Origin of the sequence: Peribacillus sp. NJ4 (genome assembly GCF_030348345.1) — a bacterium.
Lineage (GTDB): Bacteria > Bacillota > Bacilli > Bacillales > DSM-1321 > Peribacillus.
In genome coordinates this window covers 2094455-2110578 of the sequence record NZ_JAUCFQ010000001.1, presented here as the reverse complement: position 1 = coordinate 2110578, position 16124 = coordinate 2094455, and the positions used below count along the sequence as shown (strand labels likewise).

Annotated in this window: 16 protein-coding genes; 1 reads left to right on the top strand and 15 read right to left on the bottom strand. The window is 40.0% G+C overall.

The features are described from left to right. Positions 1-154: 154 nt before the first annotated feature. The 6 genes from QUF94_RS10625 to QUF94_RS10600 form a co-directional block, all read right to left on the bottom strand. Entirely contained in the window at positions 155-2260 is a 2106-nt protein-coding gene (locus tag QUF94_RS10625) for a sigma 54-interacting transcriptional regulator (RefSeq protein ID WP_289315822.1), read from the bottom strand. Between the two features lie 143 nt (positions 2261-2403). Beyond that, positions 2404-2733 carry a hypothetical protein gene (locus QUF94_RS10620; protein ID WP_289315821.1) on the bottom strand — a complete coding sequence of 110 codons (330 nt, stop codon included), beginning with the start codon at positions 2731-2733 and terminating at the stop codon, positions 2404-2406. 231 nt (positions 2734-2964) lie between these two features. Then, the gene (locus tag QUF94_RS10615) at positions 2965-4302 is read right to left on the bottom strand and encodes an APC family permease (protein WP_289315820.1); all 1338 of its coding nucleotides are present in this window, start codon (positions 4300-4302) and stop codon (positions 2965-2967) included. Between the two features lie 398 nt (positions 4303-4700). Then, on the bottom strand, positions 4701-5753 hold the full coding sequence (locus QUF94_RS10610) for an NAD(P)H-dependent glycerol-3-phosphate dehydrogenase (protein WP_289315819.1): 1053 nt from the start codon (positions 5751-5753) through the stop codon (positions 4701-4703). A gap of 16 nt (positions 5754-5769) precedes the next feature. Beyond that, a complete protein-coding gene (gene der / locus QUF94_RS10605) occupies positions 5770-7080 on the bottom strand; it encodes a ribosome biogenesis GTPase Der (RefSeq protein WP_289315818.1) in 1311 nt (436 codons plus the stop codon). A gap of 505 nt (positions 7081-7585) precedes the next feature. Continuing rightward, positions 7586-8206, bottom strand: coding sequence for a YphA family membrane protein (locus QUF94_RS10600; RefSeq protein WP_289315817.1), 621 nt, complete (start codon positions 8204-8206; stop codon positions 7586-7588). A gap of 133 nt (positions 8207-8339) precedes the next feature. Between QUF94_RS10600 and QUF94_RS10595 the strand changes: the two genes are divergently transcribed. Beyond that, positions 8340-8471: a YpzI family protein gene (locus tag QUF94_RS10595; RefSeq protein WP_289315816.1), complete on the top strand. Its 132-nt coding sequence runs from the start codon at positions 8340-8342 to the stop codon at positions 8469-8471. A gap of 64 nt (positions 8472-8535) precedes the next feature. On the opposite strand, the gene fni is transcribed toward QUF94_RS10595, so the two are convergent. From fni to prsW, 9 genes are all read right to left on the bottom strand, one after another. Continuing rightward, a complete protein-coding gene (gene fni / locus QUF94_RS10590; RefSeq protein WP_289315815.1) occupies positions 8536-9582 on the bottom strand; it encodes a type 2 isopentenyl-diphosphate Delta-isomerase in 1047 nt (348 codons plus the stop codon). A 19-nt stretch (positions 9583-9601) separates the two neighbouring features. Continuing rightward, positions 9602-10741 (bottom strand): 30S ribosomal protein S1, encoded by a 1140-nt coding sequence (gene rpsA / locus QUF94_RS10585; protein ID WP_289315814.1) that lies wholly within the window; start codon positions 10739-10741, stop codon positions 9602-9604. A gap of 215 nt (positions 10742-10956) precedes the next feature. Continuing rightward, positions 10957-11544 (bottom strand): lysophospholipid acyltransferase family protein, encoded by a 588-nt coding sequence (locus tag QUF94_RS10580; protein WP_289315813.1) that lies wholly within the window; start codon positions 11542-11544, stop codon positions 10957-10959. Further along, on the bottom strand, positions 11541-12215 hold the full coding sequence (gene cmk, locus QUF94_RS10575) for a (d)CMP kinase (RefSeq protein ID WP_289315812.1): 675 nt from the start codon (positions 12213-12215) through the stop codon (positions 11541-11543). Before cmk ends, QUF94_RS10580 begins: the two co-directional genes overlap by 4 nt. A 191-nt stretch (positions 12216-12406) precedes the next feature. Further along, the gene (locus tag QUF94_RS10570) at positions 12407-12592 is read right to left on the bottom strand and encodes a YpfB family protein (protein WP_289315811.1); all 186 of its coding nucleotides are present in this window, start codon (positions 12590-12592) and stop codon (positions 12407-12409) included. 107 nt (positions 12593-12699) lie between these two features. Beyond that, on the bottom strand, positions 12700-12897 hold the full coding sequence (locus tag QUF94_RS10565; RefSeq protein WP_289315810.1) for a flagellar brake domain-containing protein: 198 nt from the start codon (positions 12895-12897) through the stop codon (positions 12700-12702). Positions 12898-13048: 151 nt separating this feature from the next. Beyond that, the gene (gene ypeB, locus QUF94_RS10560) at positions 13049-14404 is read right to left on the bottom strand and encodes a germination protein YpeB (protein WP_289315809.1); all 1356 of its coding nucleotides are present in this window, start codon (positions 14402-14404) and stop codon (positions 13049-13051) included. Positions 14405-14418: 14 nt separating this feature from the next. Next, positions 14419-15249, bottom strand: a complete 831-nt coding sequence (sleB, locus tag QUF94_RS10555) for a spore cortex-lytic enzyme (protein WP_421157106.1) — start codon at positions 15247-15249, stop codon at positions 14419-14421. A 135-nt stretch (positions 15250-15384) separates the two neighbouring features. Further along, positions 15385-16071 carry a glutamic-type intramembrane protease PrsW gene (gene prsW / locus QUF94_RS10550; protein WP_289315807.1) on the bottom strand — a complete coding sequence of 229 codons (687 nt, stop codon included), beginning with the start codon at positions 16069-16071 and terminating at the stop codon, positions 15385-15387. Positions 16072-16124 lie beyond the last annotated feature (53 nt).

Genomic DNA, 16124 nt, shown 5'->3' with positions numbered 1-16124 from the left:
GCATTATTTTTAATAAACCGCTCTTAAACTATGCAAATTTGCATATTACTATTTCCCATTGCATAATCACCCTTGAAAATTCATTGAAAAGCTTTTTCTTTTCTTAAAAAAAGCCGCTGACAAGTGATTATCATCACTCGACAACGGCTTATATTCAATATGCATTTTTTTCGATTCTCTTACTCTGTTCAGCTAAAACTTTTTGATACTTCCTGCTCACTGACGATTGACTTATCCCCAGAGCCTTTGCCGCTTTGGTCGTAGTTTTATACTGTTTCATGGCAAGCATGATCAATTGCTCTTCGACATGATCCTGCGCTTCCTGTAAAGGAAGGATTCTGGTAATGATGGGTTTCGTTTGTTTAAAGTCACTGCCGACCGGAATGAACCTTTGAATGAAGTCAGCATCGATCATCTCTTCATCAGCAGAAACAACCAATCTTTCAATCATGTTCTGCAATTCACGAATGTTCCCCGGCCATGTATAGACTTCCAGTATATTTAAGGCATCGGGGGAAAAGTGGTAATTCCGCTGATACCTTTCATTCAGTTTTTGCAGAAAATGAAAGGCTAGCGGCGGTATATCCTCCGGCCTTTCCCTTAAAGGAGGCACATGAATGGGAATGACGTTCAATCGATAGAATAAATCTTCTCTGAACGTCCCCATCTCGACCATTTTTTCCAGACTCTTATTCGTGGCCGCAACAATTTGAACGTCAATGGAGATAGGTGTAGTACTGCCTATCGGGATCACTTCCTGTTCCTGGAGGACCCGCAGCAGCTTGACTTGAAGATGAATAGGCATGTCACCCACTTCATCAAGGAATAAAACACCTCTATTGGCCTGTTGAAAGTATCCTACCTTCCCATTTTTATCAGCTCCTGTAAATGAACCCTTCGTATAACCAAACAATTCACTTTCGAGGAGGTTTTCCGGAATCGCCCCGCAATTTATCTTCAGGAAAGGTTGCTTGGACCGCCTACCCATTTTATGAATGGCTTCGGCTATCACTTCTTTACCTACCCCTGACTCCCCGTTGATTAAAACAGTAGATGAAAAATGAGCGATTTTCTTGACTTGGCTGATTATCTGCTCCATTTTAGGACTGGCAAAAATCAACTCTTTATAAAATTGATCTTGTTTTTTGAATGAGTCCAGTTCTTTCCTCATTTCATTTAATTCCGATTTCAATTGTGTCGTTTCCGTTATATCCCTTGAAGCAATGACTATACGATCTATATCCCCTTTTTCATTGAATACAGGAGTTCCGACGGAAAGGACTTTCTTATTCATTTTCGTATCTTGGACAATCGATACTTTCTTTTTTTGTTCAAGGACCAATCGGGTGACCGAAGGATTAAAAATCCCTTCATCTTCTAGTTGCAAGAGATTCTTCCCGATATAATCTTTTAAATCCTTCCCCCAGAATCCTGAGATGATGCTGTCACTATAGCGCAGCAGCTCCCCTTTTTGATTGACTACAAGTATTTCATCATAGATATTCGCTAAAATGGCATTCAAGTCTTTATTCGAGCTTTTTATCAATTCTATTTCCATGGCCATTTCCTCAACCATCGGTAAATCCTGAACGATGATGATCAGCCCTTCGACTTCTTTTTCATGGTTTAGAATCGGGCTATAATCGACAAGCACACTCATGACATCAGTGATCTCCAGCTGATTAAGAATACTGCTCCCACTGGCAAACACGCTATGTATATGCTGCTTATTGAAGATGTTCGCAGCAGGCTCATTTAGGACTTGTTCAGAAGGCTTTTTTATCATCTTCAAGCCTGATTCATTGAAGTTCACGATATTTTTTTCTTTATCAGCCACAAAAATCCCCATAGGAATCGAAGTTAAAATAACATTTAGCAGGTCTAAATTTTGTTTGCTGTCCTGCTTGAATAATTCAGCTAACACATCTTCCCTTTTTACATAACCGGTAAGCAGGCCATCATCCGTTTTTATCAGTACGATAGGTTCACCAATAATTTGAAACAGAAGCGGCAAGGATATGTTAGGAGTTAATTTACAGACATTATCGATCGAAAAAGCATACTGTAAAAGCTGATCGACTGTCGTTATTTTTTCATTTAACGGGAGGTCATCCATGCGGATATACGCAAATACTTGATTTTCCTTCATAAGAAAGAAGAAAGGTTCCTGTATCTCATCAATTTTTTGCTCTGAAAATGTTGGCTGATCAATTGTTATAGTTATGAATGGTCTAATTTTATCATCCGGAATAGATAACACAGTTTCACTCTCCTTTTGTAACCTAACCTATTTTAACATAATTCTGAATTGCAAGATAAAAAATAATATGCACCCTTACATATATCCAGATTTTACCTTTATCCAACCCACAACAAAAGGGTCCTTTAAGGGACCCTTTTGACCTAAAACCAGATCATCTTAAACTTTTTTCGACCGTTCACCTTTTCTAAGTTCAGGATATAATCAGCCGTTTCCTCAGTAAATGGCATTGCCGAATCAAAGCCGGGAAACGAGAAAACAGGAGTGCCACACCTGCACGATGTAAGAAAATGACTCATTTGGATTATTAAAAGAATGAAAACTCCAAATAGTTCCCGTTCCTTCCCCGTCACGGATAGAAAAAGTGGCGAATATGGCAATGGAAAGCAAGGAGACATCGTATGGGAAGCCTTGCTTTCGTAGCCTTTTTCATCAACAAAATTGATAACCGTCACAATAATCAGTAAACTCAACACCCATGCATAGGCTGGTACAGAAGCAAAAGCTGCTGAAAAGAAAAGCTGAATAACAAGTAATTAACCATTGAAATGAATAAATAATCCTTTAGTATCATTTGGATTAATCGACTTTTTCGTGTAAGCATATGCCGAACCGGCCCTATCAAATGACCTTTGCCATCTGTCCGTAACTGTACGTAATCAGCAATATATAACAACATCCTTCGTTTCGTGAATAGCTTGGATTCACTGGGCTTCTTCAAAATGAAATAGCGGAGGGGAGTCCGTAAACCATTTTGTCCGGTACAGAAGATAACCAATTCCAATAACCGCCCAGACAACTCCTAGAATCAATGAACTCATATCGAGATTAAGCCAAAGGATGAAAACCGATGCCGCACCAATAACCGGGGACAGAATAGTTGTAAGAAATCCCTTAATCGTAAGGAAACTTTTGTTTCTAATTGCATGGACGATTACACAAATATTCACGAAAGTAAAAGCAATTAAAGCCCCAAAGTTTATGAGGGAAGCAGCCGTAACCAAATCAAGGAATAAGGCAACCATTGAAATGACCCCGACGAATATGACATTAAAGAATGGCGTGTTGTATTTGGGGTGAACAAACCCAAATGGTTTTTTCGGGATCACTTGGTCACGCCCCATGACATATAACAACCTGGAAACACTAGCGTGAGATGCAAGACCGGAGGCAAGAGTACCGGATAAAGTTCCTGCAAGAAAGAAGGCTTGAAATAACTTCCCGCCCACGAAGAGGGCAATTTCCGGGGAAGCCGCTTCAGGATCGCTAAAACGGGAAACATCCGGGAAAAATAACTGTGTAAAGAATGAAGCCGTCACAAATAAAACCCCTCCGATAAGGGCAGTCAAAAAGATGGCCCGGGGAACCGTTTTGGTTGGATTTGGTGTTTCTTCCGATAATGTAGTGACAGCGTCAAACCCCAGAAATGAAAAACAAAGGATTGTAGCACCTGTTATGAGCGTCGACATTTCAATATGAGGCCCGATGAATGGCTGAACCGATAAGACCTCTCCTGTTCCTTCTCCACTCATGACCCCTTTAACGACAAGTGCCACAAAAATAATGATGACCAACATTTGAAAAAAAACAAGAAAGCTATTAAAGTTGGCAGCAAAATTAACATTGAATAAGTTAATGCCTGTCATTAAAAGGACAAATGCCACCACCCATATCCACGGGTATACTTCCGGAAAAAGTGCTGTTAAGTATATTTTTGTTAAAATGGCGTTCACCATCGGTAAAAATAAGTAATCAAGCATCGATGACCATCCGACAAGGAAGCCTAAATGCGGATTGATCGTTTTTTGTGTATAAGTATAGGCTGAACCTGCCTGCGGATAAATTTTCACCATTTTCCCATAACTGGCTGCTGTAAATAACATCGCTAAAAGAGCGATGACATAAGCGGTTGGCACATGCCCCCCCGTTTTTTCGGAAACTATCCCGAATGTATCAAAAACAACCATCGGCGTCATATATCCAACACCAAGCAATACGATATGCCATAAGTTTAAAGATCTTTTCAATTGACCTGTTTGCATGTATCATTCCCCTTCCCATTTAAGCAGAAAAGTTAACCAACTTTTCTGGAATTCCTTATAATTTTATTGGTCATATTACACTTCGCAATTTTCATACCAAAAAAAATAGTCGAAATTCAACAAAAAATAAGGAAATAAGGAGAATATTTGATGCAAATTTGAATAACCTATTCAATTATTCATAACCCTTAAAGTTAGCTAAAAGAGAACCGCTGATTTTTGCCCATAAAAAAAAGCAGAAGATATCAAGATATCTTCCGCTCATTTGACTAAATCCCCCCGTGCCGAGGTCAAATTACTAGTTTACTTTCGTTGCATTGTATGCTGATACATGGCAAGGCGCATCATCGAATGCCTAATTTAATGAAATTCTTTTATTAAAATCAACAGATTCGAGGTTAATCCTGCTGTCTGCTATCCAATATGTTAAAAAGTTCTTCCATTTCATTCGTTTTTGAACGATTCATTAAAAGGTCAACTGCCTTTTTCACTTCTTCCCCATTGAATAAGACATCGTACAGGGCTTCAGTAATCGGCATATTCACTTCGTACTTCTGAGCTAATTGATAGGCGGCTTTAGTCGTTCTGACACCTTCGACGACCATACCCATGTTTTCCAATACTTCTTCAAGCTTTTGCCCTTTACCAAGCATATTCCCAGCTCTCCAATTTCGGGAGTGAACGCTTGTACAAGTGACGATCAAATCACCTATTCCAGCTAATCCGGAAAAAGTAAGTGGGTTAGCTCCCATGGCCACCCCTAGACGGGAAATTTCAGCCAATCCACGTGTTATTAAGGCAGCCTTGGCATTATCACCATAACCTAACCCATCCGTAATGCCGGCAGCTAAGGCAATGATGTTCTTTAATGCCCCTCCGATTTCAACGCCAATCAAGTCCGGATTTGTATACACACGGAAATTATTGTTGATAAAGATGTCCTGAACCTTTTCGGCAGCTTTCATATTCTTTGAAGAAACGGCAACTGTTGTCGGGTGACGAAGACTGACTTCTTCTGCATGGCTCGGTCCTGAAAGAACCACTATATCTTTAAGCCAATCCGCCGAAGATACTTCTTCAATCATTTCCGAAATACGAAGCAGGGAATCAGGTTCAATCCCCTTACTCACATGAACGATTGTCAATGGTTTATTATGAGCCTCTTTAATCTGACCCAGCACTTCCCGGTAGGCTTTAGTCGGCACAGCCAAGATTATTATTTCAATCCCGACCAACGCTTCCTCAATGGAAGAATACCCTTGAATCCCCAAAGGCAATTCAATTCCAGGCAAATATTTTTCATTCGTATGATTTTGATTGATTTCATCAATTTGTTTCTGATTATGTCCCCATAATCTCACTTCATGCTGGTTATCTGCTATTACCATCGCTAAAGCAGTTCCCCAGCTACCTGCACCAATCACTGCGATGCTTTCTTTTGCTTTCACCATTGTAAAACCACCTTTACTATTTTCTCTGACGTCCAAAAATCCGTATTGGTGTTCCTTCAAAACCAAAGGCATCCCTAATTCGATTTTCTAAAAATCTCTCATATGAGAAATGCAATAACTCAGGATCGTTAACGAATACAACGAAAGTAGGCGGCTTGATCGCTACCTGAGTCGTATAATAAATTTTCAAACGGTTGCCATTATGAGTCGGTGTCGGATTCATCGCCACGGCATCCATGACCACTTCATTCAATACATTTGTCTGAACACGGATAGCATGATTCTCACTAGCCTGATCAATGACTGGAATTAAGGTATGTGTCCGTTTTTTAGTTAAGGCAGAAAGATAAATGATTGGCGCATAATCCAAGAATAGGAAATGGGCACGGATTTTTTCTTCAAAATCCTTCATCGTTTTTTCATCTTTCTCGATGGCATCCCACTTATTGACGACGATGATGACCGCTCTACCCGCTTCATGGGCATATCCGGCAATTTTTTTATCCTGCTCACGAATACCTTCTTCAGCGTTAAGGACCACAAGAACAACGTCTGAACGTTCAATTGCCCTTAATGCACGAAGTACGCTATATTTTTCCGTACTTTCATACACTTTCCCTTTTTTCCGCATCCCAGCTGTATCAATAATGACATATTCTTTGCCATTATATTTATAAGGAGAGTCGATCGCATCGCGAGTCGTTCCTTCAATATCACTTACGATGACTCGATCTTCACCTAACAACGCATTGACCAGGGATGATTTACCTACGTTCGGTCTTCCGATCAAACTGAATTTAATGACATCATCAGCATAATCCTGACCGCTGAATTTAGGGAAGTGTTTGGCCGCTTCATCCAGAAGGTCACCAAGGCCAAGTCCATGAGACCCGGAAATCGGGAATGGATCGCCAAAACCTAACGCATAGAAATCATAGATTTGTTCTCTCATTTCTGGGTTATCGACTTTGTTGACTGCAAGGACAACTGGCTTTCTCGATTTAAAGAGAATTTTAGCGACCTCTTCATCAGCAGCCGTTACACCTTCACGACCATTCGTCATAAAAATGATCACATCCGCTTCGTCGATGGCAATTTCAGCCTGCTGGCGAATTTGTTCAAGGAACGGCTCGTCACCGATATCAATTCCACCTGTATCAATAATGTTAAAATCATGTGTCAACCATTCACCTGAACTATAAATCCTGTCCCGTGTTACTCCAGGAACGTCTTCGACAATCGAAACCCGTTCTCCCACTATTCTATTAAAGATTGTCGATTTTCCTACGTTCGGACGACCGACTATCGCAATTACCGGTTTTGGCATTGCTATTCACCCTTTCTGCTACTATATCTCTGTCAAAGTCACGAAATTCATGAATGCATTTTTTACAGTTGCTTTGCATTATTGATTTTCATTTTTTCCTTTTAAAGGAAAAGGCTGTATCCATCATCATATAAGGGAAACTTTCATCAGTAATCCTACTGATGTTCAGTTAAACGTATCAAGTATTAACAGGCAGTTTGTCCACTTTACTACCCAGTTCCTCAGGTGACGTGAAGCCGAACCCTCAGCATGCTAAAACGTGATTATAAACAGCCCAAAAAAATGAAGAAAGCTTTCGGCATACTGCTTCCTTTTTAATTGTTTAGAGCATTTTACGATTTATCTACAGACCTCTAACTATCCTATAGTAACAAATTTCTCGCCAATCAACAATGATTGTATGCATTAAAGCCTTCCAATTCCAATTGATTCCATTTTAACTGCTGCCTTTTGGATAAAGGGATAACACCCTTTGCTTATTTTCCTTAATTTTCCACCATACTCTTCATTGATTAAAATTCTCTTTTCCTTGTTTTGATAAAAATCTCGATTGGGATGATAAATAAATGTATTGGCCAAAAAGCTCCAACATTCTCCATAGTATGTTTGCGCCCAATATCAGCACTGCATTATCATGCCATGCGTATGCAAGGCCCACATGGGGCAAAGAGTGATAAACAAGCAATCCGGAATATATGATATCACCCATTATCAAGCCATTTAAAAGGACGAACAATCGATGTTTCCAATTTTTAAAAAGCAAAAGGATTAGATAATTCAGGAAAATACACAAAAGATAAGAGGGTTTCATGATGAGCCATATCGGATCAAGCAAAGAAAAAAGTTGAAAACTGGCATAAGCGAGAGTGATGATAAGACTGCCGCTGATCAGTTCCATTATCTTGAGGATTGATTGCTTCCTAATATACACACACAGTATAAAGAAAAGATATGGACCGCTCAAATGCACGGAAACCAGGGAAAATTCCAGTTTATACCCCGCCAATACCATTACGGCCAATAGATGAAAAAGAAAATCAAAACGAAAGGGAACCGTTTTTGGAATAAAATACATGACAATGACCCAAACTATCCATGACATCCAATAAAACAAAATTCCATCCATGCATCGTCCCCCTTTTAGGAAACATTATGGCTTGTTTATTCAAAGTATAAACGTAAGCCCGGCATTTAATGTGGAACTGCAAATATTTATGCATAAAACCTTCCCACTATCAACTAAAGAAGGAGGTGTAAACATGGGCAAAGATCGGCAAGAGAAGAAATTGAAAGAAAGTAAACGGGTGGAGTCCGACAGGGACCAATCATTGGATAAAAAAGGGGCAACAAGCATGGAAAGTCCTGAAGAGGCAAGAAGAAGGAATAGTTAAGTCTATCCCCAACAAAAAGAAGCATCTCAATTGTTTCAATCGAGATGCTTCTTTTTGTGGTCATTCATTTAGCATATGCCGAACAATCAATACCTCTTTGAGATAACCAATGATAGGTATTGCCTTTGATGACTATTTTGGATTTCCTTAGCTCTGAAATATTACAGCACCCGAGTGCAGTCATGATGATCTTTAAATCTTCATGTATGTAGTTTATTTCTTTAATCAGTTGTACCAGGCCCAACTCTTTATGCAGCTTGAGGAAATGTCCGGCTAACCCGACACCTTTCGCTCCTAAGGCCAGGCTTTTTGTAATTTCCAAGGGGCTTTGAATCCCACCCGATCCAATGACTGACAGCTGAGGTGAGACATTAACAGCTTCGACTATCGAAGCAGCTGTCGGTATTCCCCATTCATTAAAATACTCGAGTATCTTCGCTCGTCTTTCATTCTCGACTTTAGCAAAATTCGTTCCGCCAAACCCACCTACATCAATGATCGAAACACCCACGGAATGTAACTGCTGCACCGTTTCCATACTCATCCCAAACCCAACCTCTTTCACGATGACAGGAATTCCGATAGTTCTGTTAATTTTCTCTATTCTCGAAAGGGTACCCGCAAAATTCCTATCCCCTTCAGGCATCGTCAATTCCTGAATGACGTTAATATGAATCTGCAGTGCATTAGCCCCGATCATTTCGCTAGCTCGCTTTGCCTGTTCGACTGTTGCTTCACCACCGAGATTACCAATCAACACCCCATCGGGATTTTCCTGCCTTACCACTTTAAAGGAGGCCTGCTGGCTAGAATCCTTGATGGCTGCCATTTGTGATCCAACCGCCATGGCGATTCCTGTTTCCCGGGCTGCAATGGCAAGGTCACCATTCAATTTTTCGGTTTCAGGGCCTCCGCCTCCAGTCATGGCATTTATAAAAATCGGCGAACTTAATTCAAGTCCGCCAACTTCTGCTGTGAGGTTCACATTATTCAAGGAAATCCCTGGTAAGCTTTGGTGAATGAACGAAATATCTTCTAATCCTGTTTTATGCTGCTGACCTGTTTTTAGCGCAAATTCTATATGATCTAACTTTCGTTGTTCTCTCTCCAAGGCCATCACCATTATTATCTTATTTTAGTTTTTTCAATTGATCACCGATCATTTCACCTAGCTGAAAGCCTTTCGTTTCTTCAGGAAGCTCATAATCTGATGTGTTGTAATTGGATTGTGGCTCTTCAAGTTCTTTAATGCTCAATGATAGACGTTGATCCGTTTCATTGACATCCAGGACTTTCACTTCGACTGACTGGCCTTCTTTAAGTACTTCTTGTGGTGTGGCAATATGCTTGTGCGAAATCTGTGAAATATGGACAAGCCCTTCTACCCCTGGGAAAATCTCCACGAATGCTCCGAAAGAAACAAGGCGTTTAACGATTCCCTCTTGTGTAGAGCCTTTTGCCGCTTTTTCGGCAACGCCTGCCCATGGTCCCGGAAGAGTATCCTTAATGGAAAGTGAAATCCTTTCATTATCACGATCAATGGATAGGACTTTCACCTGCACCTTATCGCCTTCTGAAACGACATCGGATGCTTTTTCGACATGCTGATGGGAAAGCTGGGAAATGTGGACAAGACCGTCTACGCCTCCAATATCCACGAATGCACCAAAATCGGTAATCCTTTGGACCACGCCCTCAAGCACTTGCCCGCTTTCGATTTTATCCAAAACGTTTGCTTTTTGTTTTTCCTTTTGGTCTTGAACGACTGCCCGATGTGAGAGGATCAAGCGATTCTTGTCTTTCTCAAGCTCAACGATCTTGAATGTTAAAGTTTTGTTTTTGTAATCAGAAAAGTCTTCAACGAAATAGTCTTCTACAAGAGAAGCTGGAACAAATCCACGTACGCCTAGATCTACAACAAGCCCGCCTTTGACGACATCTTTAACTTCGGCCTCAAAAACGTCTCCGTTCTCAAATTTCAATTCCAGGTCATCCCATGCTTTCAGAGCGTCAATTTTACGTTTTGATAGAATGAGAGCTTCTTCTTCAACTTTAATGACTTCCAGCTCCAATACATCACCTTCCGAAACGGCATCTGACGCCTTTTCGACATGAAGGCTTGAAAGCTCACTTATAGGAATGATCCCATTAGTCTTACTGTTTTCCACATCGACAATGACCTGTTTTTCTTCCACCTTTGAAACGGTTGCTTTAACTTGATCCCCAACTTTGTAATTGTTCACTTCTACCTGGTTCATATCTTCTGTCATTACTAACTCCTCCTTAACCCATGACTGATCAGCTAACTTCCTCTTCATCGGCCACATATTTTATTTAAAGTGGTTCAATAAAAACACTTTCCTAATAAAGATAAAAACAGTTTTCTTTAGAGTTATAAGGTTATATTCCTTTTCATCCCCAATAAGGAACAATACCCCTATTTTATAAATTCTAACAAAATCAGAAAATTGTCAAGTATGAAGGACTATTTATGTTCGGAAATCAATTTCCCAATTTGGTCCATGATGATTTTGGTAGCTTCATCAGCTGATATTTTCCGTTCCCGATATTCGGTAAAATTTATTGGAGGGCCGTATACGACCTTCAACGGACGCAAAAATTTATATGGGCCGATGATCGCACACGGTATGATCACGGCATCAGATCTCAGCGCGAAAAATCCAGCACCCGCCAAACCTTCTCCCAATTCACCTGTCTTACTTCTGGTACCCTCGGGAAACAGTCCAATCACCTTGCCTTCCTTCAAAATCTTTAACCCTTTTCTAAGAGATTCGCGATCGCTATTGCCCCGCTTCACCGGAAATGCATTTACTCTTGGTAATATACCCTTTAAAACCGGTGCATGAAACAACTCTTCTTTCGCCATGAAATGAATATCCCTTGGTGAAGTTATGCCAACTATAGGCGGATCCAAATTATCAATGTGATTGGCACAGATCAATACTCCGCCCTCTTTAGGGAAATGTTCCTTTCCGAGCGTTTTAACCCTAAACGAAGGCATTAAAACGCCTTTTACGACGTTCTTGGCAAATGTGTAAAAATCCAATGTCATCTTTTCCTCTCTTCTATTAAAGACATGATACTTTCTGCAACTTCTTGAATCGATAATGAAGTCGTATCAATTTCGATAGCATCCGCTGCCTTCTTCAGGGGCGATACCTCGCGTTCAGAGTCCAGCTTGTCCCTAGTAGCAATTTCCTCCCTTAATTTTTCAATATCGGATGGAAAACCTTTCAAAATATTTTCCTGATGCCTCCGCTGTGCCCTTTCATCTACAGAAGCGATAAGAAATACCTTTACCTCGGCGTTTGGTAAGACATGCGTACCGATATCCCTGCCATCCATGACGACTCCGCCATTTTCACCAAAGATTTGCTGCCTGCGCACCATTTCTTCCCGGATGCTCCTGTGCTTTGCCACTTCCGAAACAGAACCGGTCACTTCATTGTTCCTGATTTGGGCTGTCACGTCCTCATTATCAACGAACACCAACTGCCCATTTTCACTTGGTCTTAATTCGATTTCTGTATTGATGAGAACTTCAGATAATGCTTGTTCATCATTCAGGCGAATCTTTTGATTAAGGGCCTTATAGGTAAGGGCCCTGTACATAGCACCTGTATCCACATATATGTAATTGAACTTTTCTGCAACAATTTTAGCAACCGTGCTTTTCCCAGCAGCAGCTGGTCCATCGATTGCAACTGATAATTTTTTTTCCATAAATCCTCCCAAGAATCATACAATCATGCTGATTATTTAGTACCCTTTCATTTTATCACAACTAGCAGGAAAATCATTAATAAAAGGGATGTGTTCGTTTAAAATCACCTTTGTTCAACTTTCGTTTTATACAGCCATCAAAATTATCCTTTATCGAAAAATCTTCATACAAAAAAAGCGGATCACCGCTTTCACTTTGAGGTCCCATTGAAAGTTTCAATGATTTTCGTATAATTATTGCTAGTGACACCTTCGTATCTCGAGAGCTTGGTCAAATCAAAAATTTGATCCTCCCTGCTCAAAAGGAACTGGAAAAAAAATAAGCAGACCAATTGGATGATGATCACTTTAATTAATAGTCTTTCAAATGTTTTCATAATCCGCACCTTCCATACTGTTTATATTAGCAGTATGGATGGAATCACTGTTTTTCATTCAATCATGTCATACATACAAGCCTTTTTTCTTTAAGTCCATCTGCTTTTCAAAAATAAGTCTCATTGGAAAATGTGACGTTCAACTGTGCCCCATCCATCAGGAATGCAATTTTTCCTGTCTCTAAATTGATGGGAAAATCCGTATAGACACAACCCGGTCCCGCATCGACAACCATACTTTTGAACTTTTCTTTCTGGGAAGAGTATTTCTGTTCGAGCATTAAAATATCACCAATTTTAAACATCGAGGTCCACGTCCTTGTATGAAGGAAATTCACAATATTACCGATGAATCTTCCCATATAATCCATAAATCATTTAAGTTATTATGTCATGAAATAAAAAAGGGAAAGTGCTAGGCACATTTCCCCACTGTGTATGAATCTTCTTAGCAGTTTAAATTAAATTTTCATATACCGGTTCGGAATTCTTTAATTTTTCCACCTTTTCTTCTTGACCGGTGTCTGCATTAATGAAAATGCGGTACGTATCATCTTTAATCGTACCAAGGAATTCATAACAAAGAACTTCTTCACCAATATCATTGGTGATTAACGCCTTTCCTTCATCCATTATTTTCACATTCGCGTTGATTTTGTCCTTAGCTTCTTTCTCGGATATTTTCGGATTCCCTATTTCCCTGGTTTTATGTGATTTTAAATACTCGTCGGCTGAAAACCCTATAACGGATCCGTCATCCAATGCAATTTTAACCTTGACTGAATCAGGATAAATCTTGACTCCATTTTCAGATGTCACGAAATTCAGTAATGCGATATTATCGTACTGAGCACTTTCAAATAATTCAAGTGAACTAAAATCATGTTCCTTTAAAAATTCTTCGGCTTTTGTATAGGCTTGATTCAAATCAATGGTTGTTTTGTTCACATCCCTATTATTGATATACCAAATAGGGTAACCGCCTTTTTTTGTCAAATCCATATTCATTTCGATATCGGATTCTTTATCAAGGATGCTCACACTGTAAAATCCATAATCGGAACCTTTGCCATTTTCTTCAACATTCACCTTCAAATTTCTGCTTTTTGAATGGGCATAGCTTTTTGCTATCTCAATTGCTTCTTCTTTTGAAATGGTTTCACCTTGCAAATTTTTGAAGTTTTCATCCCTCTGTTGTGCAGAAGTAAAAGTCGGATTCATCTCATTCGTTTCCCCATACCCAGATACTTTTTTCTCTACCGTTTTTAATCCGTCGATGATCGTGTTATCCGAATTTTCTTTTCCTGATGCAAGTGCCATTTGGACATCCATCCATCTTAAATTGTTTTTAAGGACTAGATACTGCACTTTTCTTAACTCGTCCTGGATGTCCCCTGCCTGTGTGTACAAGGATTGTAAAGTCGAATATTCCTGATCATTCAATGGTTCTTTTTCAAGGTCACGTACAGCCGTTTTATAACTGAAGTCCGCAATTTTCGATAAAAATTCTTCTGTCTTATTAAAAGGAAGCAAGGTCAATGGCAACTGCCCGACATCACTTTGGGCTTCTGAAGTGATACGCCAAACATCTGTTAATGCTGGACTTAATGAATAACGTGAATTCATAGCCAAAGTACTGCCGACCTTATCGTGCAATAAATCTACTTGATAGCTTAAATCATGAAAGGCTCGCTGATACGTATTTTCCGCGTTGATTAGTACAGCATTTTTTTCCTTATGTTCTTGATAGCCCCAGAATGCAGTTCCTGCAACAACTACAACAAGCAGGGCAATCACTATATTCCTGATCATTTTCCTTCACCTCTTTACTTACAAAAGATATGTTTTCCGATTCTTTTAATTTGTTCTCTTGACCAGATCCATTTGCTTGTTGCCGTATCGGGATTAAAATAATATTCTGCATTACCGGTTGGATCCCAACCATTGATGGCATCCACCACGGCTTCCTTTGCCCTTTCGTTTGGTGTCAGCCAAATCTGTCCATCCGCAACAGCCGTAAAGGCTCCAGGTTCAAAAATCACGCCCGAAATGGTATTCGGAAAAGCTGCACTTTCCACCCTATTCAGTATTACAGCCGCAACGGCAACCTGACCTGTATACGGCTCCCCTCGCGCCTCCCCATAAACGGCATTGGCCATCAGCTGAATATCGTTTTGAGAATATCCTCCTGGAAGATTGGCTGATGTCGCTGTTTTGGAAGGGGCTTTTCCAGGTGTGCCTCCACCAGACTTGGATCCATTCCCTTTCACTTTCACCTGGTTTTCAATGGGTACACCCCCATAATAGGTGAACTCGTTCCCTTTATTGATCTGTTCGTGAACAAATTTCTTATTGAAATTAGATGCATTCGCCAACTTCTGTTTTGTTGAAGTCCCTGCAAAGCCATCGATTGGAAGCCCGAAATCTTGTTGAAAGTTTCGAAGTGCCCAATAAGTGCCCCATCCATAGGCTCCATCAATCTTTCCATTATAGTATCCGATGTTTTGTAAGCGTGCCTGCAGTTCAATTACATCATCGCCAACCGCACCTTTTTGAATGACTTGGCTCGAAAAGGCATTTGTTCTTGCTTCCGGGTAAATTCCGAAACAAATAGTAATACACGAAAACAGCAACAGCCATTTCCATTTTGACGAAATTCCTTTCATCAAAAACACTCCTCTTTTTCTTGAATTAATGTAATTCTATTTTCTTCTTAACTGTCTTTTTTATTCCAACCCATAAAAAAAACGGAGCGGGCAAAATATGCCAGCACTCCGTTTTGGTAGTATTCGTCATTTGCTAAGGAAATGGTCTTGGGAAAGTTTTTCGGCATGAAAGTCAGACAACAATCGTGCTTTTTTTACTTTTTTCATGCCTAACCACCATAGGTAAATCATAAATGGCATAATGAAGTACACCCAAAATTTTTGAGAAACCAAAATATAGTCATAAACCCCATGTAACGAAATTGGTATGATCAATGCCAATAATAGAAAGAACTTATTATTCGAAGCTGAAAATTTCGCCTTGCCCAAATAATACCCCATGATCACACCGAACAAAGCGTGACTGGATACAGGGAGAACGGCTCTTAGAAATGCATGTTCAACCCCGTTGGCTAGCAGGTACAGAATATTTTCCATCGTAGCGAATCCAAGGGAGACTGCAGCTCCGTAAACAATCCCATCATATGGCTCATCGAAAGCCACATGCTGATAAATAACATAAATGAGTATGAACCACTTGAAAAATTCTTCAAGTAGTGCAGCCCATAAAAAAGCATTAGCTAAATCGGTATTCAAGATATGTTCCGTTTCGAGCACATACTGTATGAACATTATCGGCAAAACAAGAAAGACACCGAATAAGAATGTTTTGACCACAACCGATATCGGTTCGGTTTCATATTGATCTTTCAAATAGAAATAGCTCAGTAGCGCCAATCCTGGCGCAATGGCCGCTGACAACATGACCAGCATTAGCTGACCCTCTTTTCCTCTTCTTTTCCTTAATCGTACCATGGAATGAAGAA

Coding starts and splice junctions, on each gene's coding strand:
- QUF94_RS10580 (WP_289315813.1), bottom strand. CDS start 11,544: ATGACATTGGATTTTTACACATTTGCCAAGAACGTCGTAAAAGGCGTT.
- der (WP_289315818.1), bottom strand. CDS start 7,080: ATGCCAAAACCGGTAATTGCGATAGTCGGTCGTCCGAACGTAGGAAAA.
- QUF94_RS10570 (WP_289315811.1), bottom strand. CDS start 12,592: ATGAAAACATTTGAAAGACTATTAATTAAAGTGATCATCATCCAATTG.
- QUF94_RS10595 (WP_289315816.1), top strand. CDS start 8,340: ATGGGCAAAGATCGGCAAGAGAAGAAATTGAAAGAAAGTAAACGGGTG.
- ypeB (WP_289315809.1), bottom strand. CDS start 14,404: ATGATCAGGAATATAGTGATTGCCCTGCTTGTTGTAGTTGTTGCAGGA.
- rpsA (WP_289315814.1), bottom strand. CDS start 10,741: ATGACAGAAGATATGAACCAGGTAGAAGTGAACAATTACAAAGTTGGG.
- QUF94_RS10610 (WP_289315819.1), bottom strand. CDS start 5,753: ATGGTGAAAGCAAAAGAAAGCATCGCAGTGATTGGTGCAGGTAGCTGG.
- QUF94_RS10615 (WP_289315820.1), bottom strand. CDS start 4,302: ATGCAAACAGGTCAATTGAAAAGATCTTTAAACTTATGGCATATCGTA.
- QUF94_RS10600 (WP_289315817.1), bottom strand. CDS start 8,206: ATGGATGGAATTTTGTTTTATTGGATGTCATGGATAGTTTGGGTCATT.
- cmk (WP_289315812.1), bottom strand. CDS start 12,215: ATGGAAAAAAAATTATCAGTTGCAATCGATGGACCAGCTGCTGCTGGG.
- QUF94_RS10565 (WP_289315810.1), bottom strand. CDS start 12,897: ATGTTTAAAATTGGTGATATTTTAATGCTCGAACAGAAATACTCTTCC.
- prsW (WP_289315807.1), bottom strand. CDS start 16,071: ATGCTGGTCATGTTGTCAGCGGCCATTGCGCCAGGATTGGCGCTACTG.